The sequence below is a fragment of the Pseudomonas trivialis genome (genome assembly GCF_036864995.1).
Lineage (GTDB): Bacteria > Pseudomonadota > Gammaproteobacteria > Pseudomonadales > Pseudomonadaceae > Aquipseudomonas > Aquipseudomonas trivialis.
The window spans coordinates 3,995,386-4,022,369 of record NZ_CP142151.1; the positions used below are offsets into that span (position 1 = coordinate 3,995,386).

General features: G+C 60.8%; 22 protein-coding genes and 2 pseudogenes. 8 read left to right on the plus strand and 16 right to left on the minus strand.

Annotated features, from left to right (window positions below; genetic code table 11):
* Positions 1 to 3 precede the first annotated feature (3 nt).
* Positions 4 to 747, plus strand: a complete 744-nt coding sequence (gene cobA / locus VRB54_RS17380) for a uroporphyrinogen-III C-methyltransferase (protein ID WP_338478159.1) — start codon at positions 4 to 6, stop codon at positions 745 to 747.
* Between the two features lie 60 nt (positions 748 to 807).
* On the opposite strand, the gene VRB54_RS17385 is transcribed toward cobA, so the two are convergent.
* The 8 genes and pseudogenes from VRB54_RS17385 to ppsA form a co-directional block, all read right to left on the minus strand.
* Positions 808 to 1,788, minus strand: coding sequence for an OmpA family protein (locus VRB54_RS17385; RefSeq protein WP_003230320.1), 981 nt, complete (start codon positions 1,786 to 1,788; stop codon positions 808 to 810).
* 107 nt (positions 1,789 to 1,895) lie between these two features.
* A complete protein-coding gene (sigX, locus tag VRB54_RS17390; RefSeq protein ID WP_209983760.1) occupies positions 1,896 to 2,486 on the minus strand; it encodes an RNA polymerase sigma factor SigX in 591 nt (196 codons plus the stop codon).
* A gap of 85 nt (positions 2,487 to 2,571) precedes the next feature.
* Positions 2,572 to 3,396, minus strand: a complete 825-nt coding sequence (locus VRB54_RS17395; RefSeq protein ID WP_003193288.1) for a mechanosensitive ion channel family protein — start codon at positions 3,394 to 3,396, stop codon at positions 2,572 to 2,574.
* 2 nt (positions 3,397 to 3,398) lie between these two features.
* Positions 3,399 to 3,644 carry a hypothetical protein gene (locus VRB54_RS17400; RefSeq protein WP_003230316.1) on the minus strand — a complete coding sequence of 82 codons (246 nt, stop codon included), beginning with the start codon at positions 3,642 to 3,644 and terminating at the stop codon, positions 3,399 to 3,401.
* Between the two features lie 87 nt (positions 3,645 to 3,731).
* A pseudogene (locus VRB54_RS17405) lies at positions 3,732 to 4,726 on the minus strand (zinc transporter ZntB).
* A 25-nt stretch (positions 4,727 to 4,751) separates the two neighbouring features.
* Entirely contained in the window at positions 4,752 to 5,240 is a 489-nt protein-coding gene (gene rraA / locus VRB54_RS17410; RefSeq protein WP_139136753.1) for a ribonuclease E activity regulator RraA, read from the minus strand.
* Between the two features lie 178 nt (positions 5,241 to 5,418).
* A complete protein-coding gene (locus tag VRB54_RS17415; protein WP_338478160.1) occupies positions 5,419 to 6,408 on the minus strand; it encodes an alpha/beta fold hydrolase in 990 nt (329 codons plus the stop codon).
* 106 nt (positions 6,409 to 6,514) lie between these two features.
* Positions 6,515 to 8,890, minus strand: coding sequence for a phosphoenolpyruvate synthase (gene ppsA / locus VRB54_RS17420; protein ID WP_057009261.1), 2,376 nt, complete (start codon positions 8,888 to 8,890; stop codon positions 6,515 to 6,517).
* Positions 8,891 to 9,069: 179 nt separating this feature from the next.
* Between ppsA and ppsR the strand changes: the two genes are divergently transcribed.
* On the plus strand, positions 9,070 to 9,888 hold the full coding sequence (ppsR, locus tag VRB54_RS17425; RefSeq protein ID WP_003230310.1) for a posphoenolpyruvate synthetase regulatory kinase/phosphorylase PpsR: 819 nt from the start codon (positions 9,070 to 9,072) through the stop codon (positions 9,886 to 9,888).
* 40 nt (positions 9,889 to 9,928) lie between these two features.
* Here ppsR and VRB54_RS17430 read toward each other — a convergent pair whose 3' ends face one another.
* Positions 9,929 to 10,774, minus strand: a complete 846-nt coding sequence (locus tag VRB54_RS17430) for a type 1 glutamine amidotransferase domain-containing protein (protein WP_338481123.1) — start codon at positions 10,772 to 10,774, stop codon at positions 9,929 to 9,931.
* A 116-nt stretch (positions 10,775 to 10,890) separates the two neighbouring features.
* Between VRB54_RS17430 and VRB54_RS17435 the strand changes: the two genes are divergently transcribed.
* The gene (locus tag VRB54_RS17435; RefSeq protein WP_338478161.1) at positions 10,891 to 11,796 is read left to right on the plus strand and encodes a LysR family transcriptional regulator; all 906 of its coding nucleotides are present in this window, start codon (positions 10,891 to 10,893) and stop codon (positions 11,794 to 11,796) included.
* Positions 11,797 to 11,802: 6 nt separating this feature from the next.
* Here the strand turns inward: VRB54_RS17435 and VRB54_RS17440 are convergent, their stop codons facing one another.
* Positions 11,803 to 13,227 (minus strand): PLP-dependent aminotransferase family protein, encoded by a 1,425-nt coding sequence (locus tag VRB54_RS17440; protein WP_338478162.1) that lies wholly within the window; start codon positions 13,225 to 13,227, stop codon positions 11,803 to 11,805.
* 160 nt (positions 13,228 to 13,387) lie between these two features.
* Between VRB54_RS17440 and VRB54_RS17445 the strand changes: the two genes are divergently transcribed.
* Genes VRB54_RS17445 through VRB54_RS17465 form a run of 5 tightly spaced genes read left to right on the plus strand, consistent with a single transcriptional unit; the run spans position 13,388 to position 18,860 of the window.
* Positions 13,388 to 14,281 carry a DMT family transporter gene (locus tag VRB54_RS17445; RefSeq protein ID WP_338481124.1) on the plus strand — a complete coding sequence of 298 codons (894 nt, stop codon included), beginning with the start codon at positions 13,388 to 13,390 and terminating at the stop codon, positions 14,279 to 14,281.
* A 26-nt stretch (positions 14,282 to 14,307) separates the two neighbouring features.
* A complete protein-coding gene (gene moeB, locus VRB54_RS17450; RefSeq protein WP_338478163.1) occupies positions 14,308 to 16,170 on the plus strand; it encodes a molybdopterin-synthase adenylyltransferase MoeB in 1,863 nt (620 codons plus the stop codon).
* A 14-nt stretch (positions 16,171 to 16,184) separates the two neighbouring features.
* Positions 16,185 to 17,099, plus strand: coding sequence for a PLP-dependent cysteine synthase family protein (locus VRB54_RS17455; RefSeq protein WP_338478164.1), 915 nt, complete (start codon positions 16,185 to 16,187; stop codon positions 17,097 to 17,099).
* Between the two features lie 37 nt (positions 17,100 to 17,136).
* The gene (locus tag VRB54_RS17460; protein ID WP_338478165.1) at positions 17,137 to 18,129 is read left to right on the plus strand and encodes a serine O-acetyltransferase; all 993 of its coding nucleotides are present in this window, start codon (positions 17,137 to 17,139) and stop codon (positions 18,127 to 18,129) included.
* 2 nt (positions 18,130 to 18,131) lie between these two features.
* Positions 18,132 to 18,860, plus strand: coding sequence for an alanyl-tRNA editing protein (locus tag VRB54_RS17465; RefSeq protein WP_338478166.1), 729 nt, complete (start codon positions 18,132 to 18,134; stop codon positions 18,858 to 18,860).
* Between the two features lie 64 nt (positions 18,861 to 18,924).
* Here the strand turns inward: VRB54_RS17465 and VRB54_RS17470 are convergent, their stop codons facing one another.
* The 6 genes and pseudogenes from VRB54_RS17470 to VRB54_RS17495 all read right to left on the minus strand — a co-directional run bounded on the left by VRB54_RS17470 (position 18,925) and on the right by VRB54_RS17495 (position 26,932).
* On the minus strand, positions 18,925 to 19,854 hold the full coding sequence (locus tag VRB54_RS17470) for a hypothetical protein (RefSeq protein WP_338478167.1): 930 nt from the start codon (positions 19,852 to 19,854) through the stop codon (positions 18,925 to 18,927).
* A 324-nt stretch (positions 19,855 to 20,178) separates the two neighbouring features.
* Positions 20,179 to 21,369, minus strand: coding sequence for a 2-methylaconitate cis-trans isomerase PrpF (gene prpF / locus VRB54_RS17475; RefSeq protein WP_338478168.1), 1,191 nt, complete (start codon positions 21,367 to 21,369; stop codon positions 20,179 to 20,181).
* A 10-nt stretch (positions 21,370 to 21,379) separates the two neighbouring features.
* Positions 21,380 to 23,974: a Fe/S-dependent 2-methylisocitrate dehydratase AcnD gene (gene acnD, locus VRB54_RS17480; RefSeq protein ID WP_338478169.1), complete on the minus strand. Its 2,595-nt coding sequence runs from the start codon at positions 23,972 to 23,974 to the stop codon at positions 21,380 to 21,382.
* 185 nt (positions 23,975 to 24,159) lie between these two features.
* Positions 24,160 to 25,287 (minus strand): bifunctional 2-methylcitrate synthase/citrate synthase, encoded by a 1,128-nt coding sequence (gene prpC, locus VRB54_RS17485; RefSeq protein WP_209983783.1) that lies wholly within the window; start codon positions 25,285 to 25,287, stop codon positions 24,160 to 24,162.
* 47 nt (positions 25,288 to 25,334) lie between these two features.
* Positions 25,335 to 26,222: pseudogene (prpB, locus tag VRB54_RS17490) on the minus strand (methylisocitrate lyase); the annotation flags it as partial.
* Positions 26,219 to 26,932, minus strand: a complete 714-nt coding sequence (locus VRB54_RS17495) for a GntR family transcriptional regulator (protein WP_338478170.1) — start codon at positions 26,930 to 26,932, stop codon at positions 26,219 to 26,221. The pseudogene prpB and the gene VRB54_RS17495, both read right to left, overlap by 4 nt.
* Positions 26,933 to 26,984 lie beyond the last annotated feature (52 nt).

Here is a 26,984-nt window from a genome sequence, read left to right on the forward strand (position 1 = left end):
AATATGAGCGCAAAAGTCTGGCTGGTAGGCGCAGGACCCGGTGACCCGGAGTTGCTGACCCTCAAAGCAGTACGGGCGATGAACGAAGCCGATGTGGTGCTGATTGACGACCTGGTCAACCCGGCGGTGCTGGAACATTGCGGCAATGCGCGGGTGATTACCGTGGGCAAGCGCGGCGGTTGTCGCTCGACGCCGCAGGATTTCATCCACCGTTTGATGCTGCGTTACGCGCGTCAGGGCAAGTGTGTGGTGCGGCTCAAAGGCGGCGATCCGTGCATTTTCGGACGCGGCGGCGAAGAAGCCATGTGGCTGCGCGAGCGTGGGATCGAGGCGCAGGTGGTCAATGGGATTACGTCGGGGCTGGCAGGCGCAACTAACTGCGATATTGCGCTGACGTTGCGCGGTGTCAGCCGTGGCGTAACGCTGGTCACGGCGCATACCCAGGACGACAGCCGCCTGAACTGGGGCGCGCTGGCGGAAGGCGGGACGACGCTGGTGGTGTATATGGGCGTGGCGAAGCTGGAAGAAATACGCCAGCAGTTGCTGGACGGCGGCATGGCGGCGGATATGCCGGTGGCGATGATCGAGAATGCATCGCTGCCCCAGCAACGGGAGTGTCGCAGCGTGCTGTCGCGCATGCAGGAAGATGCACAGGCTTTCGCGTTGAAGAGCCCGGCAATTCTGGTGATTGGCAGGGTTGCAGCGGCTGAGCAGGCGGCTTATGTCGCAGTGGCCGCCAGCGCCTGAGGCAAATTGCAGACGAAAAAAAGCCCGGCCTGAGCCGGGCTTTTTTCTACTACTCAGTAATTACTGAGCGGTAGCTTCAACCGACGCTTCTACGCGACGGTTAACAGCGCGACCAGCTTCAGTTGCGTTGTCAGCAACTGGGCGGGATTCGCCGTAACCTACAGCAGTTACACGGCTAGGAGCCACGCCGTCTTTAACCAGGACTTGCTTAACAGCGTCAGCACGACGCTGGGACAGCTTCTGGTTGTAAGCGTCTGGACCTACGGAGTCAGTGTGACCAGCAACTTCTACGTTGGTGGACGGGTACTGAGCCATGAAGTCGGCCAGGTTTTTCACGTCGCCGTAGCTGTTAGGCTTAACAACGGCTTTGTCGAAGTCGAACTTAACGTCCAGCTCAACACGAACAACCTGAGCAACTGGAGCTTCTGGCTCTGGAGTTGGCTCTGGAGCTGGTGCTGGGGTAGGAGCTGGAGCAACTGCGCCAGCGTTACCGCCGAAGTTCACGCCCAGGCCGACCAGTGCGGAGTAGTCCCACTTGCCGTTGTCCAGACCGTAGTCAGCTTCAACACCGGCACGAGCGTACAGGTTGTTGGTGAAGTAGTACTTCACGCCGGTACCGACGGTGGCGAAAGTGGTCTGATCGCGACCGCTGTGGCCGTCAGCTTGCACGTTGCCACGGCTCTGGTGGCCGAAACCGCCTTCAACGTATGGACGCAGGCTGTCAACGCCGGCCTGACCGAAGTGGTACTGGGCCACGAGGCTGCCAGTGTCACCTTTGATCTTCTGGCTACCAGTACCGTCGTTCGAACGGGTGTGGTTAGTCTTGTCGTAGGACAAGTTCAAGGACAGATCGTCGGTCAGGAAGTAACCAATGCGAGCGCCTGGGTTGAAGCCGTCTTCGATGTGCTTGACGCTATCGTTGTACTGCTTCTTGTAGAACAGCTCGCCTTCAACTGCGCCTTGGCCTTGTGCCAGAACGCCGAAAGAAGTTGCGGCAATAAGAGAACCAATGGCCAAGCCCAAGGTGTTTTTCAGTTTCATCCGTTAAATCCCCATCTGGTGATTGTAAAGCAGTCCCACAAACCGGGGGACAACTCGGCGACAAGTCTAACAGAACTTGCCTACACGTAAGAGATATTTGCCACGCACTAAGTTTCAGTCTCGTCCGCAAATTTCTCACGTAATTTATCTAGAGCACGTTTGTACCGCATTTTTGTAGCACTCAAACCCATGTGCATGATGTCAGCGATCTCCTGGAACTCCAGCTCTGCGACGAATCGCAGCACCAGAATCTCCCGATCGATCGGGTTCACATACACCAGCCAGCGATCAAGTCCGCCCTTGTCCTCGGGTGCCGGCGCCTTTTCTTCAGACGCTTCCTCAAGGGGGTCCAGACTCAAGGCGTCCATCAAGCGACGCTTTCGCCGTTCCTTCCGATACTGCGTGATGCACTCGTTGTACGTGATGCTGTAGAGCCAGGTCTTGAACTTCGATTTACCCTCGAAGTTCTTGAGGCCGTACAGCACCTTTAGCATCACTTCCTGACAGACATCGTCCGCATCTCTATCGTTCCCTAAATACCTTGAACAAACGTTGAACAGAGTGCGTTGATACCTGCGCATCAATTCTTCATAGGCGCGCGTGATGTGAAACAGCTCCGTATGTGCACGCGCGACCAGCTCCTCATCAGAGAGCTCACGGGGGTCATAGCGCGTGGACAGCGTTTGAGCTTTATTCAAAACAAGTCGTGCCGACAGTCAGGTCAATGTCCGCTACGGCCCGGCAAGCCGGGTTCGCGGCGGCGTACATTAGCAGGGTGCCGGGTCAGCGGCTACTGACCTGCTGTTCAAGGAGTATCCGATTAGACAACGACACCAGCTCGCCATCGTCGGTCAATACTGTCGTTTTGACGGTACCGATCTCCTCGATTTGACCCTCGACCTCGCCTACACGCACCTGTTGCCCTACCTGATACAGCTCACGCACGTAGATTCCCGCAAGAATCTGACCGGCAATTTCCCGGCTTCCCAACCCCATGGCCAGCGCAACTGCCAGACCAACGGTAATCAAAACAATCACAATCACATGGTTGAGCAGGTCTGTCTTGACCTCCAACTGACTGATCGCGACCGAAATACTGATGATGATCACCAGCCCCTGAGCGATTCGCCCCAGGCCGGCAGCATAGTCCAGCCCCACGCCTTCGGCAGCCCCGCGCACCAGCCCATTGGCCAATTGCGCGAGTAAAACGCCTACCAGCAATACCAGCGCGCCGCCGAAAACCTTGGGCAAATACAGCGCCAGCATGTCGAGCGTAGCTGAAACTCGCTCAAGTCCAAGGGATTGCGCCGCCGAAACCAGAAATATCAGCAAAACGAACCAATAGACAATCTTGCCGATCAAGGTCGAGATCGGCACTTGCAGCCCGGCGCGCCCCAGCAGCTTGGTCAGGCCGGTGCCTGCCATCAAGCGATCCAGACCCAGTTTCGCGAGAAGCTTGGATAACAGGGTGTCGAGCAGCTTGGCCACGACAAACCCGAGCAATACCAGCACCAGGGCACCAAACAGGTTGGGAATGAAATTCGCCACCTTGGTCCATAATGCGGTCATCGCGGTGACCAGGCTCTGGGTCCAGAGATCAAGTTCCATATTCAATCAGCCTTATCAGCAGTGCGAGCAAGAGGTTTGCCACGGGAAACCGGGGATACGTGGGCTGAACCGTTGTTCAGGGCCATCATCAACGCCGGCACCCAACGCCCGAGCAGCCCGAACAGGTCTCCCGCCCCAACCTGACGGTTGGCGGTTTTCAATACGCGACCCAGGCAGGCATCGTCATCACGGTTGGATGGCGAAGCATTCAGCATGTCACGCAAAGACTGTTCAAACGGATCGTGCATAAAGGACCTCTCGCAAGTGAATTAAAAGACGAGGGTTAAATTCCTGAGGTCACATCCGACCCTTCCTACGTTCAGCTCGTATTCAGGTCAAACCCAGCGCAAGCGTCGAAACAACCACCATTGCCCGAGCGCCACCGACACCATCAACAGACACGCAATCGCAAATCCATAGGGGCTCGAGGAAAAAGGAATCCCCCCACATTTATACCCAGCAGGCCGGTGAGAAAACTCATCGGCAGAAAGATCCCGGTGATAATTCCGAAGCGATACATGGTGCGGTTCATGCGCACGCTCAAGCGTCGGTCTTCGGCCTCAAGTACAAGCCCCACGCGCTCCCGGGTCAATTCCAGCTCTTCCAGGTAGCGGGTCAGGCTGTTGTTCAATTCGTTCCAGTAGTCGGCATCGTCGTCACAGAACCACGGCAATTTGATCCGCGTGAGCTGACCGAAAATGTCCCGTTGCGGCGCCAGGAATCGCTTCAACCCAGCGGCTCTGCGACGGATCTGCAGGATACTGCCATGCTCTGGAGTATACCGTTCGTCGGCGTCGAGTTTTTCTTCCTCTGAATCGACGATTTCAGACAGGTCGGTCACCAGATCCTGCACTTTGTTGGTCAGGTACTGCGCCATATAAAGGATGAGTTCAGAGGTATTTTTCGGCCCCTTGCCCTCCGCCAGTTGCACCAGCAGCTCGTCGGTCGCGCGCAATGGGCGCAAACGCAGGGAGATCACACGGCTGGCAGAGGCGAAGATGCGCGCCGAGACCATGTCTTCCGGTTCGGCACCCGGGTTGAGATTGACGCCGCGCAGAAACAGCAACAGCTCGGCGTCCGGCAGCGGCAACAGGCGTGGACGGGTGTTTTCCTCCAGCAGCAGGTCGCAGGCGAACTCGCTCAATCCGCTGGATTGGCGCAGCCAGGTGCGGGTTTGCGGATGGCTGCGATCCCAATGCAGCCACAGGCTTTCCTGCGGCTGCAGTTGCAGGTCGTCCAGTTCAGTCCGGGCAATCGAACGCGCGCCGCCTTTACCGTCCAGCACCAGGGCATGCACCAGCCCCCATTGCGCGTTTTCTTCCTCGAACATCCTCACCCCTGTCGGCTATTGCGGTTTATTCAGGCATCTTCAGCGGACTGGGCGACACGATTACACCGTTATTGTCGGCATAGATGTATTCGCCCGGACGAAATGTGACGCCGGCAAAGGTCACCACCACGTTCAGGTCACCGATGCCGCGCTTGTCGGTCTTCATCGGGTGGCTGGCCAGGGCCTGCACACCCAGATCGGTCTGGGCAATGACGTCGACGTCACGGATGCAGCCGTAGATCACCATGCCTTCCCAGCCGTTTTTTGCGGCTTTTTCGGCGAGCATGTCGCCCAGCAATGCGCGACGCAGCGAACCCCCACCGTCGACCACCAGCACCTTACCGGCACCCGGCAGGTCGACCTGCTCCCTGACCAGCGAGTTGTCTTCGAAACATTTGAGGGTGACGATTTCGCCGCCAAAGGAATCGCGGCCACCGAAGTTGCTGAACATCGGCTCGACCACCTGCACCAGGTCGGGGTAGGCATCGCACAGGTCAGGGGTTACGTAATGGATCATGAAAAGAGTCCCTTGCGTCAAAAAGCTGTCTTTGGAAAGAAGCGTCTGCCTCGCAGGTACGCAACATCCCATCCGTTTCGCCGCAACGCAAGCGCGCGGCAGCGACTGAATATGACCAGAAGCGTTTAACGCGTCATAGCTTAGCCGCAACCGCAGATCAGCGAAAAGCCCCGGATCAAGCCGTGGCCATCAGCTCGGGCCGGGTAGCGGACAACGGTGTCAGCGGATCTTTAAGCCACTGCACCGTCAACGGCCAGACTTCAGCCTGTGCCGCCTTGCTGACGAGCATTTCCACATGCCCGAAATCCCCGGTAAACCCTTGCCCGCGCCCCAGGCACAGGTATTGGCGATGTTCACTGCCCACTTGTTCGAACAGCTTGCGGCAGGCCCAGTCCGGGTCTTGCTCGTCGCCTGCGGCGCTCACCGCCAGCAAGGGCACATCGACCTGGGCCAGGCCCTTCCACCAGTCGGCATCGGCATCGCCAAACCGACCAAACAGACCGTTCCAGCGCAACGCCTCGATCATCACGCCGGCGGGCTCGTCCTCGGGCCCGCGCTTGAAACGCGGCCCAGACACATGGGCAAAGCGCTTGAGCAACCAGCGACCTGCCCACTCCACCGGAGGGATTTTCAACGGCCAGTGCGTGCGGCTGACCTGGCAGCCGAACAACGCCGCCGACGCCACCGCCGATGCTTCCAGGTGACGCGCCCCCAGGGCTGCAGCCAGGGTGATAGCGCCCAGGGAATGCCCGATCCAATGCGGCGTCTGCGCGCTTTGCTCACGCACGAACGCGCCGATGGCCGGCAAATCGTAACGCGCATAGTCGGCCACGCGATTTTTCGCATAGTTCTGGTTGCGCCTGGACAGCCCGTGGCCGCGCATTTCCGGGATCCACACATCAAACCCCTGGCGCGCCAGGTAGGCGCCCAGGCCGATGCCCTTGGGCGAGTACCAGAAACGCCGGTTGGAAAAACTACCGTGCAACAAAATAACCGCAATGCCCCGGTTTTCCGGGACATCGGCCAGGCCCAGACGGGTAACTGCCAGCTCGACGGTGCCGTCGGGGCTGTTACCGGGTTTGAGGCGATACACGTCTTCACTCAGGTCGCCACGACGTTCAGCACTGATCAGGGCGACGGGAAACAGATTGCTGCTGCTTTGCATAATGCTCTTGCACAAAAAAGGGCGGCGTCCGCGAGGATTCCCGCCCTGTACAGATAAGAATGCCGGTCATCCGCAACGGGTGACCGGCACTTTTGACGTTGCGATCTTAAGCGGACGCTTGGCCTTCGGCGAGGAAGAACCAGGTTTCCAGCACCGAGTCCGGGTTCAGCGAGACGCTTTCGATGCCCTGCTCCATCAGCCATTTAGCCAGGTCCGGGTGGTCCGAAGGGCCCTGGCCGCAGATGCCGATGTACTTGCCGGCTTTGTTACAGGCCTGGATGGCGTTGGCCAGCAGCTTCTTGACCGCCGGGTTACGCTCGTCGAACAAATGCGCGATGATCCCCGAGTCGCGGTCCAGGCCCAGGGTCAACTGGGTCAGGTCGTTGGAGCCGATGGAGAATCCGTCGAAGAACTCCAGGAACTCTTCGGCCAGAATCGCGTTGGACGGCAGCTCGCACATCATGATGACGCGCAGGCCGTTTTCGCCACGGGACAGGCCGTTTTCGGCCAGCAGGTCGACCACCTGGCTAGCCTCGCCCAGGGTGCGCACGAACGGCACCATGATTTCGACGTTGGTCAGGCCCATCTCGTTGCGCACACGTTTGAGCGCACGGCATTCGAGCTCGAAGCAGTCGCGGAAGGCTTCGCTGATGTAACGCGAGGCACCGCGAAAGCCCAGCATCGGGTTTTCTTCTTCCGGCTCGTAGAGCTTGCCGCCGATCAGGTTGGCGTACTCGTTGGACTTGAAGTCCGACAGGCGCACGATCACCTTTTTCGGATAGAACGCCGCCGCCAGGGTGCTGATGCCTTCCACCAGCTTGTCGACATAGAAGCCCACCGGGTCGTTGTAACCGGCGATGCGCTTGTCGACGCTCTCTTTAATGTCCAGCGGCAGCCCGTCGTAGTTCAGCAGGGCCTTGGGGTGCACGCCGATCATGCGGTTGATGATGAACTCCAGGCGGGCCAGGCCCACACCGGCGTTCGGCAACTGCGCGAAATCGAAGGCACGGTCCGGGTTGCCGACGTTCATCATGATCTTGAACGGCAGGTCGGGCATGGCGTCGATGGAGTTCTGCTTGATGTCGAAGCCCAGCTCGCCTTCGAAGATGAAACCGGTGTCGCCTTCAGCGCAGGACACGGTCACGCCCTGACCGTCTTTCAACAGTTGGGTGGCATTGCCGCAACCCACGACCGCCGGGATGCCCAGCTCACGGGCAATGATCGCCGCGTGGCAGGTACGCCCGCCACGGTTGGTGACGATGGCGCTGGCGCGTTTCATCACCGGCTCCCAGTCCGGGTCGGTCATGTCGGAGACCAGCACGTCACCCGGCTGAACCTTGTCCATCTCGGACACGTCCTTGATGATCCGCACTTTGCCCGCGCCGATGCGCTGGCCAATGGCCCGGCCTTCCACCAGCACGGTGCCGGTTTCTTTCAACAGGTAGCGTTCCATGACGTTGGCCGAGGTGCGGCTCTTCACGGTTTCCGGGCGGGCCTGCACGATGTACAGCTTGCCGTCGTCACCGTCCTTGGCCCACTCGATGTCCATCGGGCACTTGTAGTGCTTTTCGATGATCATCGCCTGCTTGGCCAGCTCGCTGACTTCGGCGTCGCTCAGGCAGAAGCGCGCGCGCTCGGCCTTGTCCACATCGACGGTCTTGACCGAACGACCGGCCTTGGCCTCGTCGCCGTAGATCATCTTGATCGCCTTGCTGCCCAGGTTGCGGCGAAGGATGGCCGGGCGACCGGCCTCAAGGGTGTGCTTGTGCACGTAGAATTCGTCCGGGTTGACCGCGCCCTGTACGACGGTTTCGCCCAGGCCGTAGGCGCCGGTGATAAACACCACGTCACGGAAGCCCGATTCGGTATCGAGGGTGAACATCACGCCGGCGGTGCCGGTTTCCGAACGCACCATGCGCTGCACGCCAGCAGACAGGGCCACCAGCTTGTGGTCGAAACCCTGGTGCACGCGGTAGGAAATGGCGCGATCGTTGAACAGCGAGGCAAACACTTCCTTGGCCGCGCGGATCACGTTTTCCACGCCACGGATATTCAGGAAGGTTTCCTGCTGACCGGCAAATGAGGCGTCGGGCAAGTCTTCGGCGGTGGCCGAGGAACGCACGGCGACGGCCATGTCCGGATTACCGGCCGACAGGGTGGCGAAGGCGGTGCGAATTTCTTCGTTGAGCTTTTCAGGGAACTCGGCCTCCATGATCCACTGGCGGATCTGGCTGCCGGTTCTGGCCAGGGCATTGACGTCATCGACGTCCAGAGCGTCCAGCGCGGCGTGGATCTGAGCGTTGAGGCCGCTCAGCTCGAGGAAATCACGGTAAGCCTGGGCCGTGGTGGCGAAACCACCGGGCACTGACACACCTGCGCCTGCAAGATTACTGATCATCTCGCCGAGGGATGCGTTCTTGCCCCCTACGTGCTCTACATCATGGACGCCGAGCTTATCGAGGGAAACTACGTACTCTACCAAGGTGATCTCTCCACTTTCTGTGTTGGAAAAGCTCATGGACGCCGGCTGCTCAGTAGGAGCATTCGCCAGCGCTTGTGGCCTGGGCCTGGAAAATAAGTGAGAATGCGGCCCACTGCGGGACAGCAAAATCGCGCCTATCATATCCAAGATTCGCCATCAGCTTAAGGCCCAGGGCTCAAATGAAACGATCTGCTTTCTTTATCTCCGATGGCACTGGCATTACTGCCGAAACCCTGGGCCAAAGCCTGCTCGCGCAGTTCGAAAACATTACCTTCGCCAAATTCACCCGGCCTTATATAGACAGCGTGGATAAAGCGCGGGCCATGGTACAACAAATCAATCTGGCGGCTGAAAAAGACGGCTGCCGCCCGATCATTTTCGACACCATCGTCAATCAGGACATTCGTGAGATTCTCGCGACCTCCAATGGTTTCATGATCGACATCTTCTCCACCTTCCTGGCGCCGCTGGAGCAGGAGCTGAGCGAACACTCCTCTTATTCGGTAGGAAAGTCCCACTCCATCGGGCATAACTCCAACTATATGGAGCGTATCGAGGCGGTCAACTTCGCCCTCGATAACGACGACGGCGCACGCACGCACTACTACGACAAGGCTGACCTGATCCTGGTGGGCGTGTCGCGTTGCGGCAAGACGCCGACCTGTCTGTACATGGCCATGCAATTCGGCATCCGCGCGGCCAACTACCCGCTGACCGAAGACGACATGGAACACCTGACCCTGCCCGCCGCCCTGCGCGCGCACTCGCACAAGCTGTTCGGCCTGACCATCGACCCGGACCGCCTGACCGCCATCCGTAATGAGCGCAAGCCCAACAGCCGCTATTCGAGCTATGCCCAGTGCGAGTTCGAGGTGCGTGAAGTGGAAAATCTGTTCCGTCGCGAGAATATTGCGCATATCAATTCCACGCATTTCTCGGTGGAAGAGATTTCGGCGAAGATTCTGGTGGAGAAAGGCGTGGAGCGGCGCTTCAAATAAAGCGTTGAAGGCCTCAAGCGCAACGCTTGAGGCCTTGGATTCAAAGCCGTTTCAGCAATTCTTCGGCCACGGCCCGGGTCGACTCGGGGTTCTGACCGGTGATCAACTCGCGGTCCATTACCATGTTCGGGCGCCAAGGCACCAGGTTGGACTGATAATCCCCACCTGCGGCTTCCAGTGCATCCTGCGGCATGTATTTCATTTGGCCATCCCCCAGACGGCCGCGCTGCGCCGCCCAACGCTCTTCCATATTGCTCATGACTGTCATCCTGTACCCGGCGTAAATCCAGCCTGGTTGTGGCGTAACTCGCCCCTTGGCCTCAAGCTCGGCGGCAAAACCGTCAGCATCGGGCAACGTCGACAGCAAGGCGACCGGGCCGTGGCACACCAATGCGGTGGGCTTGCCGTACCGGTTGAAATTGGCCAGCAGGCGCCCCATTAGCGGGCTGCGCGTCAAATCCTGCATGGGCGCCCGGCCGCCAGGCACGTAGAGCGCGTCATACGTCTGGTAGCCTCGCTGCTCCACTTGTTCAAGACTGATGACGGGGGAATCCATCGTCGAGATGATTTTCAGGCGTTCCAGCAGTGCCTTGTGCTCATTGAATACGCGCTCGTCATTGCCAAAATAGGACTTGCTCAGGGAGCCCTCGTCCAACGTTGGCGGATTCCCCAGCGGCGTGGCGAATGTGAGGGTGTGCCCAGCATCGAGCAGCATCTTGACCGGTTGCATCAGCTCATTGAAAAAGAAACCGGTAGCCACAGACTTGCCGTCTCGCAGCTCGAGCCGCGAAGCATCGGACAGCACCACCAGCACATGGGCCGCCTGGGCCACCTGGCTGCAAAGCCAAAGGACGCTGCTGGTCAGTACCACCATCAGTATTTTCATAATCGTCTCCAAAGGTTTCGGCAGCGGCATTGGCCCTGCCCTTCGAAGAATTTATTGCTACCTTGCAAAATGAAACACCGGCACGACAGACAATCACTTTGCCTCTGGTAGCGAAAATGACACGTCGATTCGATCACCTGGCGGACGTCGAAGTCTTTATCACCGTGGTCGATAAAGGCACCGTCAGCGCCGGCGCCGTGAGCCTGGGTACCACGCCAACCGTGGTCAGCCGGGCGATCAAGCGCCTCGAGACGCGCCTCGGTGTACAGCTGTTGCGGCTCACTACGCGGCGTTTGAGCGTGACGGAAGCCGGACGCCTTTATCTGGAAAAAATGCGCGATGCCTTCTCGCAGATCACAGACGTCGAGCGCAGCCTGCAATCTTCTGACGGGCAATTGAGCGGGTGCCTGCGGCTCAGTGTTCCCACCACCTACGGTCACTATCGGCTGCCGCCCTTGCTGGCGCAGTTCAGCCAGTTGCACCCCACGGTGCAGGTGGAGTTATGCCTGACCAATCGCAACGTCGACCTGGTAGCAGAACATTTTGACCTGGCCATCCGCGTCGGCGACCTGCCCGACAGCGGGCTGGTCGGGCGCCCACTGGAGAAAGCGCGACTGTGCCTTGTTGCCGCGCCAGGTTATCTGCAGCGAGCCGGGGCGCCACATACTCTGGAGGATCTGAAAACCCACACCTGCCTGTCCTTCGTGGTCCCCAGCAGCGGACGCATCCGGCCATGGGCGCTGATGCACAATGGCCAGCCACTGGAATGGACGCCCCAAGGCAATGTCAGGGTCGCCGAGGACGTGCTCGGGCTGGTGTCACTGGCCCGCAGCGGTATGGGCATTTGCCAGAGCTACGCGTTTATCGTCCGCGAATACATCCAGAACGGGCAGTTAGTCGAGGTGCTGGGCCATACTGCCGGATGCGCCCGCACCTTCTCGATCATTTACCCACCCCACCAGCAACTGCCTGCCACCTCCCGCGCGCTGGTGGAGTTTTTGGTCAAGCACGCCCCACACTAGACCTGCTCACAGGCAGAACCGACCGCCACCCTGCCCCAGCGCGGTTGCCAATGCATCGAACCCCGTCCGCAACAACTGATCATCCCCGGACGTGTTACAGATACTCGCCCGAATAAACTGCGGCACCGCCGTCTGCCCCACCGCAAAGGCTTCTGCGGTGGCGATCAGGTAATTGTTCTGTTTGAGTTCGGCTTCTATTTCCGACGCGCGCCAGGGCTCCGGCACTTCGATCCAGAAGTGCGGGCTGTTCAGGTGGGTGCGGTAAGCCAGGCCCGCCAGCAAATCCTGCACCAGCGCCTTGCGCCGGCTGATCTCGCTGATCTGCTGGCGCAAGAGGTATTCCGCCGTGCCGTTTTCGATCCACTGGGTGGCTAGTTCCAGGGTCACCGGCGTGGCCATCCAGCAGGTGGAACGCAACGCGGCAGAAATGCGGCTGACCAGCGCGGGCGGCGCATGCACATAACCCACGCGCAATCCGGCTGACACCGCTTTGCTCAGGCTGCTGATCAAAATCGTACGTTCGGGGGCGAAATAGCTGAGGGGCGGCGGCCGGTCTTCCACCAGGACGCCGTGGGCCTCATCCTCAAGAATCAACAGATTGTGTTCGCGACAGACCCTGGCCAGCGCTTCACGGCGCGCTACCGATAACACCGACGTTGTAGGATTCTGAATCGTGGGTGTGCAGTACAACGCCGAAATTCGGTGATTACGACAGAGTTCATCCAGCGCGCCCGGCAGCACACCCTCCTCATCCATCTCCAGGCCGATCAGGCGGATACCGAGCATGCGTGCCGCCGTGATCAATCCCGGATAAGTCAGCTGTTCGGTGACCACCGTATCACCGGCCCGCAGCAGGGCCATCATGGCGCAGAGCAAGCCGTGCTGACCGCCATTCACGCAGATGACCTGCTCGGGAATCGGATGAAAATCGCGTTGTACCAGCCACTGCGCACCGGCTTCGCGGTAGCGCGGCAGGCCTGCGTCCGGGGTATAGGCGCTGATCTCCTGGAGAAACTTGGCATTGGTCGACAGGGTCTGGAAGCTCTGCGCCAGGAACACCGTCTCCTGCCCGGGGATATGCATGTTGCGGCTCATGTCGAAGTACTGGCGCGGCTCCTCGCTGACATTGCGAAAGCCTTCATCGCGCTGGCGCTCCATCCCGCGCTTGCGCACGAAGGTGCCATCACCGACCCGCGCAACCACCAGCCCCAGGCGTTCCAGCTCGCCGTAGGCGCGGCTGATGGTGCCGATGGTGACGCCCAGATTGTCCGAAAGCACCCGATGGGGCGGCAGTTTTCGTCCCGGTTCAATCAAGCCTTCAAGGATGCCTCGCTCCATGACATCGGACAGGCGCTTGTACTTGACGCCCTGCCCGTTGGACAACCCCTCACGCATAATTGACACCATGTCAATATTTGTTTTGACAGTCATCTTTCGCCCTAATAGTGTGCTTTTACGGGTTCAATCCCCGATTTTTACCGCTTGTAACACGCTCAATATAGAGTTCAATGTCGGCTCAGGGAAGCAATAAACGATGCCAATGTCCGCTGTTCTCGAAAACACCGCCAAAACAAAAACACCCAAACAGTGGTTGCCCGGCCTGGTGACCAGTGTGATGTTTCTTATCGTGTGCCTGAGCTGGGGCACCACGTGGCTGGGTATCAAGATTGCGGTGGAAAGCGTGCCACCGCTGACGTCAGCCGGCCTGCGCTTTCTGATCGCGTTCCCGCTGTTTCTGTGTTTTGCCAGGGTGCGCCGCGAGCCGATCCTGTTTCCCCGGGAAAGCCGCTGGTTTTTCGTATTCGTGACATTGTCTTACTTCAGCGTTCCGTATTACCTGCTCAACTACGGCGAGATGCATGTCTCGTCGGGCCTCACCGCCCTGCTGTTCAGCTGCATGCCGGTGTTCATCCTGATTTTTTCCGCGCTGTTTTTGCGCGAGCGCATCTACTTTTCCCAGGTGGTCGGCATTGGAATCGGTTTCGGCAGTCTCTACATGATCATCCGCAGCCAGGGCCTGCACCTGGACCACGCCGAGTTCTTCGGGGTGCTGGCGATCCTCACCGCCGCGATCATGCATGCGTTGTGCTACGTGATTACCAAGCAAAAAGGCAGTGCCATCAGCGTGATCACCTACAACACCCTGCCCATCGGGATTGCCGGCCTGATGCTGTTCGTGGCCGGCTTGTGGTTTGAAACGCCGACGTTCGAAGACATCACCCTGCGCTCCTGGAGCGCGCTGTTCTACCTGGGGCTGGTGGCGTCGGTAGGCGGTTTCATCGTGTACTTCATGCTGCTCAAGCGCCTGAGCCCGATCATCCTGTCGTTCGTGTTCATTATCTTCCCGGTGTTCGCGGTGATCATCGGCGCCTGGTACGAGGGCGTGGCACTGTCCCGTGACCTGATGCTCTACTCGGCGATCCTGCTGGCCGGTTTTGCGATCACCAAGCTGCCCATCGAAAAATTCCTGGCCAAGAAAAATTGAGCCTCCCACCACGACGCGAGAGCAACATGGATGTCCTTCGTCCCACCGCCCTGGAACAGATCTACGCCCACGCCGGCCGCTGCTACCCCGAAGAATGCTGCGGCTTCGTCTTCGCCGATGGCAGCGTGTACCCAGGCCGCAATATCCAGAACGAGCTTCACCGCAAGAACCCCGAGATGTACCCACGCAGCGCGGCCAACGGCTACACCTTTGCCGTAGCCGACACCCTGCTGCTGAACAAGGCGTTGCGCAGCGACAACCCGGTGGTGGTGATCTACCACTCGCACCCCGATGTCGGCGCCTATTTCAGCGATGAAGACCAGAACAAGGCGCTGTTCATGGGCGAACCGATCTACCCGGTCAGTTATCTGGTGGTCGACATCCGTCAGGGCCAGGCTCTGGGTTCCAAGCTGTTTGCCTGGGATGGCAAGCATTTCGCCCTCACCCCTTTCAACGACCTGCATGCGGAGCTGTCCATGAACGCTGTCTCTTTCCCCGACATTCTGGTTCGCGTGGCCAAGTTGCCGGAGTCGACCCTCGAGGGCGCCGGATCGACATTGCGCGAGGTCATGGAAAACCTGTGCAGCCGCCACCCGCAGCTGCGCGCACACTTGTTCCACGAGAAGAACAACCAACTCAAGGAACACTTTCTGTTCACCGCCGAAGAAGCCTTGATCGACGCCGACGAGCCACTGCCGGAAAAAGCCCGTATCGATGTGCTGCTCGCCACTTCCGGCGGCATGGACGTCGACGCGCTGAGCAATGAAGAAGTGCAACGCTACGTGCGCCACATCACCCTGCCCGGCGTCGGTCGCGAAGGCCAACTGAAGCTGAAAAAGGCCAGGGTGCTGATCATCGGCACGGGAGGCCTGGGCTCGCCCATCAGCCTGTACCTGGCCGCCGCTGGCGTCGGCACCCTGGGCCTGGTGGATTTTGATGTGGTGGAAAGCAGCAACCTGCAACGCCAGATCGTTCACGGCAACAGTAGCCTGGGCATGTCCAAGGTCGAGTCCGCCAAACAGCGCCTGCAAGACCTCAACAGCCATATCCGGATCAACACCCACGATACCGCCTTCAATGCCGATAACGCCCTCGAGCTGGTCGGCGCCTACGACCTGGTGATCGACGGCACCGACAATTTCGACACGCGCTATCGGGTCAACGACGCCTGCGTACAGCTGGACAAGCCGCTGGTGTACGGCGCCATCTACCGCTTCGACGGGCAGATCAGCGTGTTCAACTACCAGGGCGGGCCGTGCTATCGCTGCCTGTTTCCCAGCCCGCCGCCGGCCGAACTGGCGCCCAACTGCAACGCCGGCGGGGTGATCGGCGTGCTGCCGGGGGTGGTCGGGATGATCCAGGCCACCGAGGCGATCAAGCTGCTGATCGGCATCGGCGAGCCGTTGTCCGGGCGCCTGATGCGCTTCGATGCCCTGGCGATGAAATTCACTGAGGTGCGCTTCAAGCGCCGCGCCGATTGCCCGTGCTGCTCCGCCCAGCGCCACAGCCACACCGTCGCCCCGGCAGTTTGCGCCGACGCCGTGGCGCTCCAGCCGTGCCTCGCCGAGGAGCGCTACATCAAGCCGCACGTCCTCAAGCAAGTGCTGGAGCACCCGAACAGCGCCGATGTGCTGGTGGATGTGCGCGATGCCAGCGAACTGGAGGTGTGCAAGCTGCCGGGCGTGGTGCACATCCCCCTCGACGAGCTGGATTCGCAGCTCGGCCGCCTGAGCCGCGACAACACCCATTACCTGATCTGCTACGCCGGCACCCGCGCCGAGCAGGCGGCGAGCACCCTGCTGGCCGCCGGTTTTGCCAACACCAGAGTGCTGCAGGGTGGCATGAAGCATTGGGTGCGCGACGTCGAACCCGACATGCCGTTGTATTGAGCGGGGGCAGAGCGATGTTGCATAACTCGATTATCGACGCCATCGGCCACACGCCGACTGTGCGCCTGGCGCAGTTTTCCGAAGACCTCGGCATCGAGGTCTACGCCAAGCTCGAATCCCTCAACCCCGGCGGCAGCCACAAGGCGCGCATCGCCCTGGGCATGATCCTCGATGCCGAACGCCGTGGCGTGCTGATCCGTGATTCCGGGCAAACCCTGATCGAACCCAGCGGCGGCAACACCGGCATCGGCCTGGTAATGGCCGCCAATGTGCTGGGCTACAAAGTGGTGCTGGTGATTCCCGACAACTACAGCCCGGAAAAACAGAAACTGCTGCGCCTCTACGGCGCCAGGGTGGTGTTGTCTGACAGCCGCCTGGGCAACAACTCTCATGGCGAGAAATGCATGGAGTTGCAGCTGGAAAACCCCAGCTACGTGATGCTCAACCAGCAACGCAATGGCGCCAATCCGCAGACCCATCGCGACACCACCGCGCCGGAGATCCTGCGCGACTTCGGTGAGCTGCGTGCGGACTATTTCGTCAGCGGCATCGGCACAGGCGGCCATATCACCGGTATCGGCGAAACCCTAAAGGCCGCCTGGCCGGGCCTGCGCGTGATGGGGGTGGAGCCCGAAGAATGCGACCTGCTCAAGGACCGGCATGCGCCGCACGACATCCAGGGCCTGTCGATCGGCCTGATCCCGAGCATTCTCAATCTGGACGTGATCGACGGCATGCTCAAGGTCTCGCACCGGGCGTGCGTCGACATGATCAAACGCATCATGCGCACCGACGCCATCAGCCTGGGTTTGTCCTCGGCCGCCAACATGGTCGCCATCGCCCAACTCGCCCCCGAACTGCCGCCTGAAACGGTGGTGCTGACCATGGTCTACGACAATGCCGACAGCTACCTGCCCAACTTCGAGTAACCGGCCTTCCAACTATCCAGACTGCGGAGGTGGCTCCATGGGGGGCTTTATCGACATGCAACTGCTGCACGATGAGCTGCTCACCCACCTCATCAAAACGCTCACGCCCGCGCAGATGAAGCAGCTGGAAGCGCACCTGGCGCCATTGATCCAGGACGCGGCGCAGGCGGTGGCCGAAGACCTGATCGCCTACGCCAGTCGCGACCCGGCTTCACGCGGGCGCGGCGAGTTGATCCTGGAGTCCTACGCCTCGTTCAAGGCGGTGCTGTACTACCGGCTAGCGCACCGTGTGTGGAATTTCCCGGCCCAGACCGATGAGGCGTTTGCGCACATCGCCTCGCAGCTGAGCAACCAGGGCAAGATGCTGTCCGGCGCCGACATTCACCCGGCGGCACGCATCGGCCGGCGGTTTGTGCTCGACCACGGCTACGGCACGGTGATCGGCGAAACCTGCGAAATCGGCAACGACTGCTACATCCTCTGTGGCGTGACCCTCGGCGCGCGCGGCATCGCCAACAACCCCGACGGCAAGCGCCACCCGCGCCTGGGCAATAACGTCGAGATCGGCTCCGGCGCACGGGTGCTGGGCTACGTGCTGATTGGCGACAATGTGTTTATCAGTCCGGCCTGCGTGATCACTCAGGACGTGCCGGCGGGCACCAAGGTCAAGGTGGTCAACCAGATCCAGATGCAGAAGAACGATGCGTCGGAGCACAGCACCTACCTCGGCGCATTCGCTCTGGAGGAGCGCCTGCATGTGGTCGGTGAAATCACCGCCGGGCACAAGGTCACGGTGCTGGACGCCGACTTTCATCCATTGCCGGGGCTGATGCTGGAGCCCACGATGAAGGAGCGCCACCACCTGCAATTTCGCCTGCATCGCACCGAACCGAACAACCCGCTGCCGCGCCTGCCGTTGAACCTGAAAGTCTGCGGGCCGGAGTTTGAAATCACCCTGCTGTCCCCGCCGGGCTTGAGTGCGATGGTGCGCTCGGTGTTGCAGGCCAGCCCATTGATCGTCGGAGGTTGAACATGTCTGTGCACTCCATGGAAACCCTGGCGCTGTTCGACAGCGCGCCCTACCAGAACACGTTCAGCGCCCATGTAATGGCCGTGGGCGAACACGGCATCGCCCTGGAGCACACGTTGTTCTACCCCACCGGCGGCGGACAACCGGGCGATACCGGCCACTTCATCCTGACCGATGGCACGCGCGTCGACGTGATCGGCACCGTGCGCGACCCGGTATCGCGCGCAATCATCTGGCACCAGATGCAACAGTGCCCTGAGCAGTTGGTCGCAGGCGTGCAGGTGAACGCTGAAATTGATTGGGACCGGCGCTACCGGCACATGAAGATGCACACCTGCCTGCACCTGCTGTGCTCGATCATCGATGCGCCGGTGACCGGCTGCAGCATCAGCGCAGACAAGGGCCGCCTGGATTTCGACCTGCCGGAAATGACCCTGGACAAGGACAGCATCACCCGCGACCTGAACGCACTGATCGAACAGGCCCACGAGGTAAAAACGCTGTCGATGCCTGCGTCGGAATACGCCACGCTGCTGCAGATCACCCGTACCCAGGCAGTCGCGCCGCCGGTGATTCAGGGTTCGGTGCGGGTGATCGACATCGCCGGCGTGGATATCCAGCCGTGCGGCGGCACCCATGTGGCCAACACCGACGAGATCAGCCGGGTGTTCTGCGAGAAAATCGAGAAGAAGAGCAAGCACAACCGCCGGGTGATACTGCGGTTTGAGTGAATATCGGTGAAGACGCGCTTGAGTGCCGGGGGCAGCCCCCGCCCTGGTTGACGGGGGCTGGAGCCTATTGCTTTTGTTGGCTGACTTGCTGACTCAAGCTGTCAACTTGCTGCTGAAGTTGTGCAATGAATTGCTCGTAGGTCTCTGCCGCCTGATCAAGTCCGGCACTGAGCTGCTCGTTTGCTCTCTTGAGTGCTTCAAGGGTGCGGGTGTCAGACGTTGCTGGCTGAGTGGGCACAATCGTTTCTTCACTTTGCCTGGTGGCAGGTGCTTGAGGCTGCAGGGTATCCGAGTCAGTGGTCTTGTCGTCATCGACAGACATGGGCGGAATCTCGTTACGAGAGGCGCCCGTACCGCTGACTTTTTGAAACAAATCAGCAATTTGTTGACTCAGCCCCATGAGCAGCCCCGCGATCCTCTCAAGTGCCTCTTTGATTTGCTGGTGAATCTGACTGGTTTGGCTGCTCAGCGTTTCCAGACCTGGAGTCTGCGTCGGCTCCGTCTGAGGTGACACTTGTACGGGCATCTGTTGCACGGACGTCGAATCTTCGGTCTGCGTCAGGTTCTGACCATCGCCGACGGCATTTCTGGTTGGGCTGCCGTTATCAAAAGGAGTTAGTTGAGTGGATTTTTCCGAGGGTTCAAGTTGCTGGGTCAAATCGGCAATTTTTTGCTGAAGTTCTTTTATGATCGGTTCGAACCTGGCGATCAATGCCCTGAACTTCTCGGTAAGTGCTTGATTTTGTTGGGTCAGTTGCGCCACTTGGCCTGATTCAGGGGGCGTCACCTGCTCGGGATTGGCCAGTGCACGGTGACTCGAAAAGTGGCCGCGCTGCTGGGCCGTCATGGCGCCACGGGGCGGCGTCGAATCCTGGGGAGCCGCCGAATATTCAGCAGCGCCAGCGCTGTGCTCATGACGGGCGGGCGCCGGATTGTAAGATGTGTCGTAGCCAACGGTATAAGGCGTTTGTGGCTGAGTATTTACGCTGGTCATAGGTACCTTCCAGGATTCAGGTAGTTGATTTTCACAAGGCCTGCTGGAGCAAGTCTCATGGCTACCTGATTGGGTGTTTATCCGGGAGGAGTTCCGTACTGTTCAGGAGTCGTAAGTAGCAACCTGTTTCAAGTAAAAAACAGGTTACCCAGGCCAACACAATGCTCAAGGCAACGAAGATCAAATGTGGGAACTGGCTTGCCTGCGAAGGCGGTAGTCCAGCAAACATTGATGTTGACTGACCCACCGCTTTCGCGGGCAAGTCGAATCGTCGCACCGCCGCTCCCACAAGGGGATTCGGCGGTTTTCGGGACGATGCTGGCTCTAGAACGCGTCGCTGGGGATGCGCACGAAACCTTCCATCAGCACCCGCGCACTGCGGCTCATGATGGCTTTTTTGACCACCCATTCACCGTTCACCTGAGTGGCCTCGGCGCCCACGCGCAGGGTACCGGAGGGGTGCCCGAAACGCACCGCGCTGCGCTCCACGCCACCTGCCGCCAGGTTGACCAGGGTTCCGGGAATCGCTGCCGCGGTGCCAATCGCCACTGCCGCCGTGCCCATCATGGCGTGGTGCAGCTTGCCCATGGACAGCGCGCGCACCAGCAGGTCCACGTCGGCGGCCTTGATCGACTTGCCGCTGGAGGCCACATAGTCCGCAGGCTTGGCCACGAACGCGACTTTCGGTGTGTGCTGGCGCTGGGCGGCTTCGTCCAGGTGGTTGATCAGGCCCATGCGCAAAGCGCCGTGGGCGCGCACGGTTTCGAACATCGCCAGGGCCTTGGGGTCGCCGTTAATAGCACCTTGCAGTTCGGTGCCGGTATAGCCGAGGTCTTCGGCGTTGATGAAAATCGTCGGGATGCCGGCGTTGATCAGCGTCGCCTTGAAGGTCCCCACGCCGGGCACTTGCAGCTCGTCGACCAGGTTGCCGGTGGGGAACATCGCACCACCACCGCCCTCCTCTTCCGCTGCCGGGTCGATGAACTCCAGTTGCACTTCGGCGGCCGGGAAGGTCACGCCGTCCAGTTCGAAGTCGCCGGTTTCCTGCACCGCGCCGTCAGTGATCGGCACGTGGGCGATGATGGTCATGCCGATATTGGCCTGCCACACGCGCACCACGGCCACACCGTTGTGCGGCACGCGCGCGGCATCGACCAACCCGGCGCTGATGGCGAACGCACCGACCGCCGCCGACAGGTTGCCGCAATTGCCGCTCCAATCGACGAAGGGTTTGTCGATGGCGACCTGGCCGAACAGATAGTCCACGTCATGCTCGGCGCGACTGCTTCTGGACAGGATCACGGTTTTGCTGGTGCTGGACGTCGCACCGCCCATCCCGTCGATCTGCTTGTCATAGGGGTCGGGGCTGCCGATCACCCGCAACAACAAGGCATCGCGTGCGGCGCCGGGCACCTGCGCCGCAACGGGCAAGTCCTGGAGACTGAAAAACACGCCCTTGCTGGTACCGCCACGCATGTAGGTGGCGGGGATTCTGATTTGCGCTGCATGTGCCATGGTCAGTCCCTCAGGCGGTCGCCGCCGATGCCAGGAAGTCCTGGGCAAAACGCTGCAACACGCCGCCCGCCTCGTAGATCGATACTTCTTCGGCGGTGTCCAGACGGCAGGTCACCGGCACGTCGACACGTTCACCATTTTTACGATTGATCACCAGGGTCAACTGCGCACCCGGAGTGCGCGCGCCGAGCACGTCATAGGTTTCACTGCCGTCGATCTGCAGGGTGTGACGGTCGGTGCCCGGCAGAAACTCCAGCGGCAGCACGCCCATGCCCACCAGGTTGGTGCGGTGGATCCTTTCGAAACCTTCGGCGGCAATCGCTTCCACCCCGGCCAGGCGCACGCCCTTGGTCGCCCAGTCGCGGGACGAGCCCTGACCGTAGTCGGCGCCGGCGATGATGATCAGCGGCTGCTTGCGCTGCATGTAGGTTTCGATGGCTTCCCACATGCGTGTGACCTGGCCCTCGGGCTCGATGCGCGCCAGTGAGCCCTGCTTGACCTTGCCGTTTTCCACCACCATTTCATTGAACAGTTTCGGGTTGGCGAAGGTGGCGCGCTGGGCGGTCAAATGGTCGCCCCGGTGGGTCGCGTAAGAGTTGAAGTCGACTTCCGGCAGGCCCATTTTCGCCAGGTATTCGCCGGCGGCGCTGTCGAGCATGATGGCGTTGGACGGCGACAGGTGATCGGTGGTGATGTTGTCCGGCAGCACCGCCAGCGGGCGCATGCCCTTGAGCGGTCGCGCCCCGGCCAGCGCGCCTTCCCAATATGGCGGACGGCGAATGTAGGTGCTTTGCGGGCGCCAGTCGTACAGCGGCGCCACCTTGGGTCCGGTGTCTTCGTGAATCGCGAACATCGGGATATACACCGCGCGGAACTGCTCCGGCTTGACCGAGGCCTTGACCACCGCGTCGATCTCTTCGTCGCTGGGCCAGAGGTCCTGCAGGCGGATTTCATTGCCCTGCGCGTCGAGCCCGAGCACATCCTTTTCGATGTCGAAACGGATGGTGCCGGCAATCGCATAGGCCACCACCAGCGGTGGCGAAGCCAGGAACGCCTGTTTGGCGTACGGGTGAATCCGCCCGTCGAAGTTGCGGTTGCCCGACAACACAGCGGTGGCGTACAGGTCGCGGTCGATGATTTCCTGCTGGATCACCGGGTCCAGCGCGCCGGACATGCCGTTGCAGGTGGTGCAGGCAAAGGCCACCACGCCAAAGCCGAGTTTTTCCAGTTCGTCAGCCAGCCCCGCTTCTTCCAGGTACATGGCCACCGTCTTCGAGCCCGGCGCCAGCGACGACTTGACCCACGGCTTGCGCGTCAGCCCCAGCCTGTTGGCGTTGCGCGCCAGGAGGCCGGCGGCGATGACGTTGCGCGGGTTGCTGGTGTTGGTGCAGCTGGTAATGGCGGCGATGATCACCGCGCCATCGGGCATCTGCCCTGGCACTTCGTCCCACTGGCCGCTGATGCCTTTGGAGGCCAGGTCACGGGTGGCCACACGGGCGTGAGGATTGCTCGGGCCGGCCATGTTGCGCACCACGCTGGACAGATCGAACGTGAGGCCGCGCTCGTATTGCGCGCTCTTCAGGTCATCGGCCCACAGGCCGGTGTGGCGGGCGTACTGTTCGACCAGGGCGACCTGTTCGTCTTCACGGCCAGTGAGTTTGAGGTAGGCGATGGTCTGCGGGTCGATGTAGAACATCGCCGCCGTGGCACCGTATTCCGGGGCCATGTTGGAGATGGTCGCGCGGTCGCCCAGGGTGAGCCTGGAAGCGCCCTCACCGAAGAACTCCAGCCATGCACCGACCACTTTTTGCTTGCGCAGAAATTCGGTCAGTGCCAGTACCATGTCGGTGGCGGTAATGCCCGGCAGCAGCTTGCCGGTCAGCTCGACGCCGATGATTTCCGGCAGGCGCATCCACGACGCGCGGCCCAGCATCACGCTCTCGGCTTCGAGGCCACCGACGCCGATGGCGATTACGCCCAGGGCGTCCACATGCGGGGTGTGGCTGTCGGTGCCGACACAGGTATCCGGGAAGGCCACGCCGTCGCGCACCTGGATCACCGGGGACATTTTCTCCAGGTTGATCTGGTGCATGATGCCGTTGCCCGGCGGGATCACGTCGACGTTCTTGAAGGCTTTTTTGCTCCACTCGATAAAGTGGAAGCGGTCTTCGTTGCGACGGTCTTCGATGGCGCGGTTTTTCTCGAACGCGTCCGGGTCGGCACCGCCGGCTTCGACGGCCAGAGAGTGATCGACGATCAACTGCGTCGGCACCACCGGGTTGACCTGTGCCGGGTCGCCGCCTTGCAGGGCGATGGCGTCACGCAGGCCGGCGAGGTCGACCAGCGCAGTCTGGCCGAGAATGTCATGGCACACCACGCGGGCCGGAAACCATGGGAAGTCGAGATCGCGCTTGCGCTCGATCAACTGGCGCAGGGACGCATCGAGGGTGGCCGGATCGCAGCGGCGCACCAGGTTTTCGGCCAGTACGCGGGAGGTGTAGGGCAAGGTGGCGTAGGCGCCGGGAGTGATGGCTTCGACGGCCGCGCGGGTGTCGAAGTAATCCAGCCGGCTGCCGGGGAGCGGTTTGCGAAATTCAGTGTTCATCGTCAGGACTCGGTCACGGTGATTGCAAAGGAAGCCGGAGCCCGAACTGGAACGCGATCTCATGTGGGAGGGGGCTTGCTCCCGATGGCGGGGTGTCATTCAGCACATGTAGCGACTGTCACACCGCCATCGGGAGCAAGCCCCTCCCACATTTGATCCGATTGCCAATTCGGGATCGACGGTCTTCAGCGACGTTCGATTGCCACGAACTTGCGCTGCTCGACGCCGGTGTACTCGGCGCTTGGACGGATGATGCGGTTGTTGGCGCGCTGTTCGAACACATGGGCGGCCCAGCCGGTGAGGCGTGAGCAGACAAAGATCGGGGTGAACAGCTTGGTCGGGATGCCCATGAAGTGATACGCCGAGGCATGATAGAAGTCGGCGTTGGGGAACAGTTTTTTCTGTTCCCACATGGTTTTGTCGATGGCTTCGGAAACCGGGAACAGCACGGTATCGCCCACTTCGTCAGCCAGCTTTTTCGCCCAGCCCTTGATCACTTCATTGCGCGGGTCGCTGTCTTTGTAGATCGCGTGGCCAAAGCCCATGATCTTGTCCTTGCGCGCCAGCATGCCGAGGGTGCCCTCCACCGCTTCTGCGGCCGAGCCGAAACGCTCGATCATTTCCATCGCCGCTTCGTTGGCGCCGCCGTGCAGCGGGCCGCGTAGCGAGCCGATGGCTGCGGTGACGCAGGAATACAGATCGGACAGGGTCGAGGCACACACCCGCGCGGTGAAGGTGGAGGCGTTGAATTCGTGCTCGGCGTAGAGGATCAGTGACACGTTCATCACTTTGACGTGCAGGTCGCTGGGCTTCCTGCCATGCAGCAGGTGCAGGAAGTGGCCGCCGATGCTCGGTTCGTCTGTCACGCAATCGATGCGCTGGCCGTCGTGGCTGAAGCGGTACCAGTAGCACATGATCGCCGGGAAGGCGGCGAGCAGGCGGTCGGTAACATCGTGCTGCGCACTGAAGTCTTTTTCCGGCTCGATATTGCCCAGGAACGAGCAGCCGGTGCGCATCACGTCCATCGGGTGGGCGTCGGCGGGGATGCGTTCGAGCACTTCCTTCAAGGCTTGCGGCAGGTCGCGCAGCGTGCCGAGCTTTTTGCTGTAGTCCGCCAGTTGGGCCTGGGTCGGCAGCTCGCCGTACAGCAGCAGGTAGGCGACTTCTTCAAACTGCGCGTCGGCGGCCAGTTCACGCACGTCGTAGCCACGGTAGGTAAGACCGGCGCCGGCCTGGCCCACGGTGGACAGCGCAGTCTGCCCGGCCACCTGGCCACGCAGGCCGGCGCCACTCAATACTTTTGCTTCAGCCATGGTGTTTCTCCAATTTTGTCGTTGTTCAGGGAGCCACAAGGTTTATTTTTGGCGGCGAACAGCGCGTCGAGCTTCTGTTCGAAAGTGTGGTAGTCGATACGGTCGTAAAGCTCCATGCGCGTCTGCATGGTGTCGATCACGTTCTGTTGGGTGCCGTCGCGACGGATCGCGGTGTAGACGTTCTCGGCGGCCTTGTTCATGGCGCGAAAGGCCGAAAGCGGGTACAGCACCAGGGAAACATCCGCAGATTTCAACTGTTCGGTGGTGTACAGCGGGGTCGAGCCGAATTCGGTGATGTTGGCCAGGATCGGCGCTTTCACGCGGGCGGCGAACAGTTTGTACATGTCCAGTTCAGTAATGGCTTCCGGGAACACCATGTCGGCACCGGCCTCGATGCACGCGGCCGCACGCTCCAGGGCAGACTCCAGCCCCTCGACAGCCAGGGCGTCGGTGCGCGCCATGATCACGAAGCTGTCATCGGTGCGCGCGTCCACGGCAGCCTTGATGCGGTCGACCATTTCCTGCTGGGACACGATTTCCTTGTTGGGACGATGGCCGCAGCGCTTGGCGCCGACCTGGTCCTCGATATGGATGGCTGCGGCGCCGAACTTGATCATCGACTTGACGGTGCGCGCCACGTTGAACGCCGAGGAGCCGAAACCGGTGTCCACGTCCACCAGCAGCGGCAGGTCGCACACGTCGGTGATGCGGCGCACATCGGTGAGCACGTCATCCAGGCCGGTGATGCCCAGGTCCGGCACCCCCAGGGAACCGGCTGCGACGCCGCCGCCCGACAGGTAGATCGCCTTGAAGCCGGCGCGCTTGGCCAGCAGGGCGTGGTTGGCGTTGATCGCGCCGACCACCTGCAAGGGGTGCTCGCTGGCGACGGCGTCACGGAAACGCTGGCCCGGCGTACTTTTATTGTAGGAACTCATGACTCACCTCGTGATTGGGCGCAACCGTCGGGAAAGTGACGGGCAATGTTGCGTTTCGAAGCGCCGATATGACGGCGCATCAGCAGTTCGGCCAGTTCACCGTCGCGCTCGGCAATCGCGTCGAGAATGCGGTGATGCTCGGCAAAGGCCTGGCGTGGACGATTGGGCGTGGCGGAAAACTGGATGCGGTACATGCGCACTAATTGATACAGCTCGCCGCAGAGCATTTGGGTCAGGGTGCGGTTACCGGCACCTTGAATTATCCGGTAATGAAAATCGAAGTCGCCTTCCTGCTGGTAGTAGCCCAGGCCGGCCTGAAACGCTTCGTCGCGCTCGTGGGTGTGCAGCACCTGGCGCAGTTCTTCGATCTCGGCGTCGGTCATGCGCTCAGCAGCAAGGCGGCAGGCCATGCCTTCAAGGGACTCACGGATTTCATAGAGCTCGACCAGCTCGGCGTGGCTCAAGGACACCACTCGCGCACCGACGTGAGGCACCCGCACCAGCAGGCGCTGGCCTTCAAGACGGTGGATCGCTTCACGCAGGGGACCGCGACTGATGCCGTAGGTGCGCGCCAGCTCCGGCTCGGAGATCTTGCTGCCGGGGGCGATCTCGCCCTTGACGATGGCGGCCTGGATACGCCGGAACACGTTCTCGGACATGGTCTGAGAATCGTCCTGCGTCGGCACCGGGGCTTGCAGCTGATCCAGCATATTGTCGACACCTTTAAAAGCAATGTGGCAAAAACTAGCCAATCAACCCTTA

Coding starts and splice junctions, on each gene's coding strand:
- cobA (WP_338478159.1), top strand. CDS start 4: ATGAGCGCAAAAGTCTGGCTGGTAGGCGCAGGACCCGGTGACCCGGAG.
- VRB54_RS17385 (WP_003230320.1), bottom strand. CDS start 1,788: ATGAAACTGAAAAACACCTTGGGCTTGGCCATTGGTTCTCTTATTGCC.
- VRB54_RS17395 (WP_003193288.1), bottom strand. CDS start 3,396: ATGGAACTTGATCTCTGGACCCAGAGCCTGGTCACCGCGATGACCGCA.
- VRB54_RS17400 (WP_003230316.1), bottom strand. CDS start 3,644: ATGCACGATCCGTTTGAACAGTCTTTGCGTGACATGCTGAATGCTTCG.
- VRB54_RS17415 (WP_338478160.1), bottom strand. CDS start 6,408: ATGCAAAGCAGCAGCAATCTGTTTCCCGTCGCCCTGATCAGTGCTGAA.
- ppsR (WP_003230310.1), top strand. CDS start 9,070: ATGAAACGATCTGCTTTCTTTATCTCCGATGGCACTGGCATTACTGCC.
- VRB54_RS17430 (WP_338481123.1), bottom strand. CDS start 10,774: ATGAAAATACTGATGGTGGTACTGACCAGCAGCGTCCTTTGGCTTTGC.
- VRB54_RS17435 (WP_338478161.1), top strand. CDS start 10,891: ATGACACGTCGATTCGATCACCTGGCGGACGTCGAAGTCTTTATCACC.
- VRB54_RS17440 (WP_338478162.1), bottom strand. CDS start 13,227: ATGACTGTCAAAACAAATATTGACATGGTGTCAATTATGCGTGAGGGG.
- moeB (WP_338478163.1), top strand. CDS start 14,308: ATGGATGTCCTTCGTCCCACCGCCCTGGAACAGATCTACGCCCACGCC.
- VRB54_RS17455 (WP_338478164.1), top strand. CDS start 16,185: ATGTTGCATAACTCGATTATCGACGCCATCGGCCACACGCCGACTGTG.
- VRB54_RS17460 (WP_338478165.1), top strand. CDS start 17,137: ATGGGGGGCTTTATCGACATGCAACTGCTGCACGATGAGCTGCTCACC.
- VRB54_RS17465 (WP_338478166.1), top strand. CDS start 18,132: ATGTCTGTGCACTCCATGGAAACCCTGGCGCTGTTCGACAGCGCGCCC.
- VRB54_RS17470 (WP_338478167.1), bottom strand. CDS start 19,854: ATGACCAGCGTAAATACTCAGCCACAAACGCCTTATACCGTTGGCTAC.
- prpF (WP_338478168.1), bottom strand. CDS start 21,369: ATGGCACATGCAGCGCAAATCAGAATCCCCGCCACCTACATGCGTGGC.
- acnD (WP_338478169.1), bottom strand. CDS start 23,974: ATGAACACTGAATTTCGCAAACCGCTCCCCGGCAGCCGGCTGGATTAC.
- prpC (WP_209983783.1), bottom strand. CDS start 25,287: ATGGCTGAAGCAAAAGTATTGAGTGGCGCCGGCCTGCGTGGCCAGGTG.
- VRB54_RS17495 (WP_338478170.1), bottom strand. CDS start 26,932: ATGCTGGATCAGCTGCAAGCCCCGGTGCCGACGCAGGACGATTCTCAG.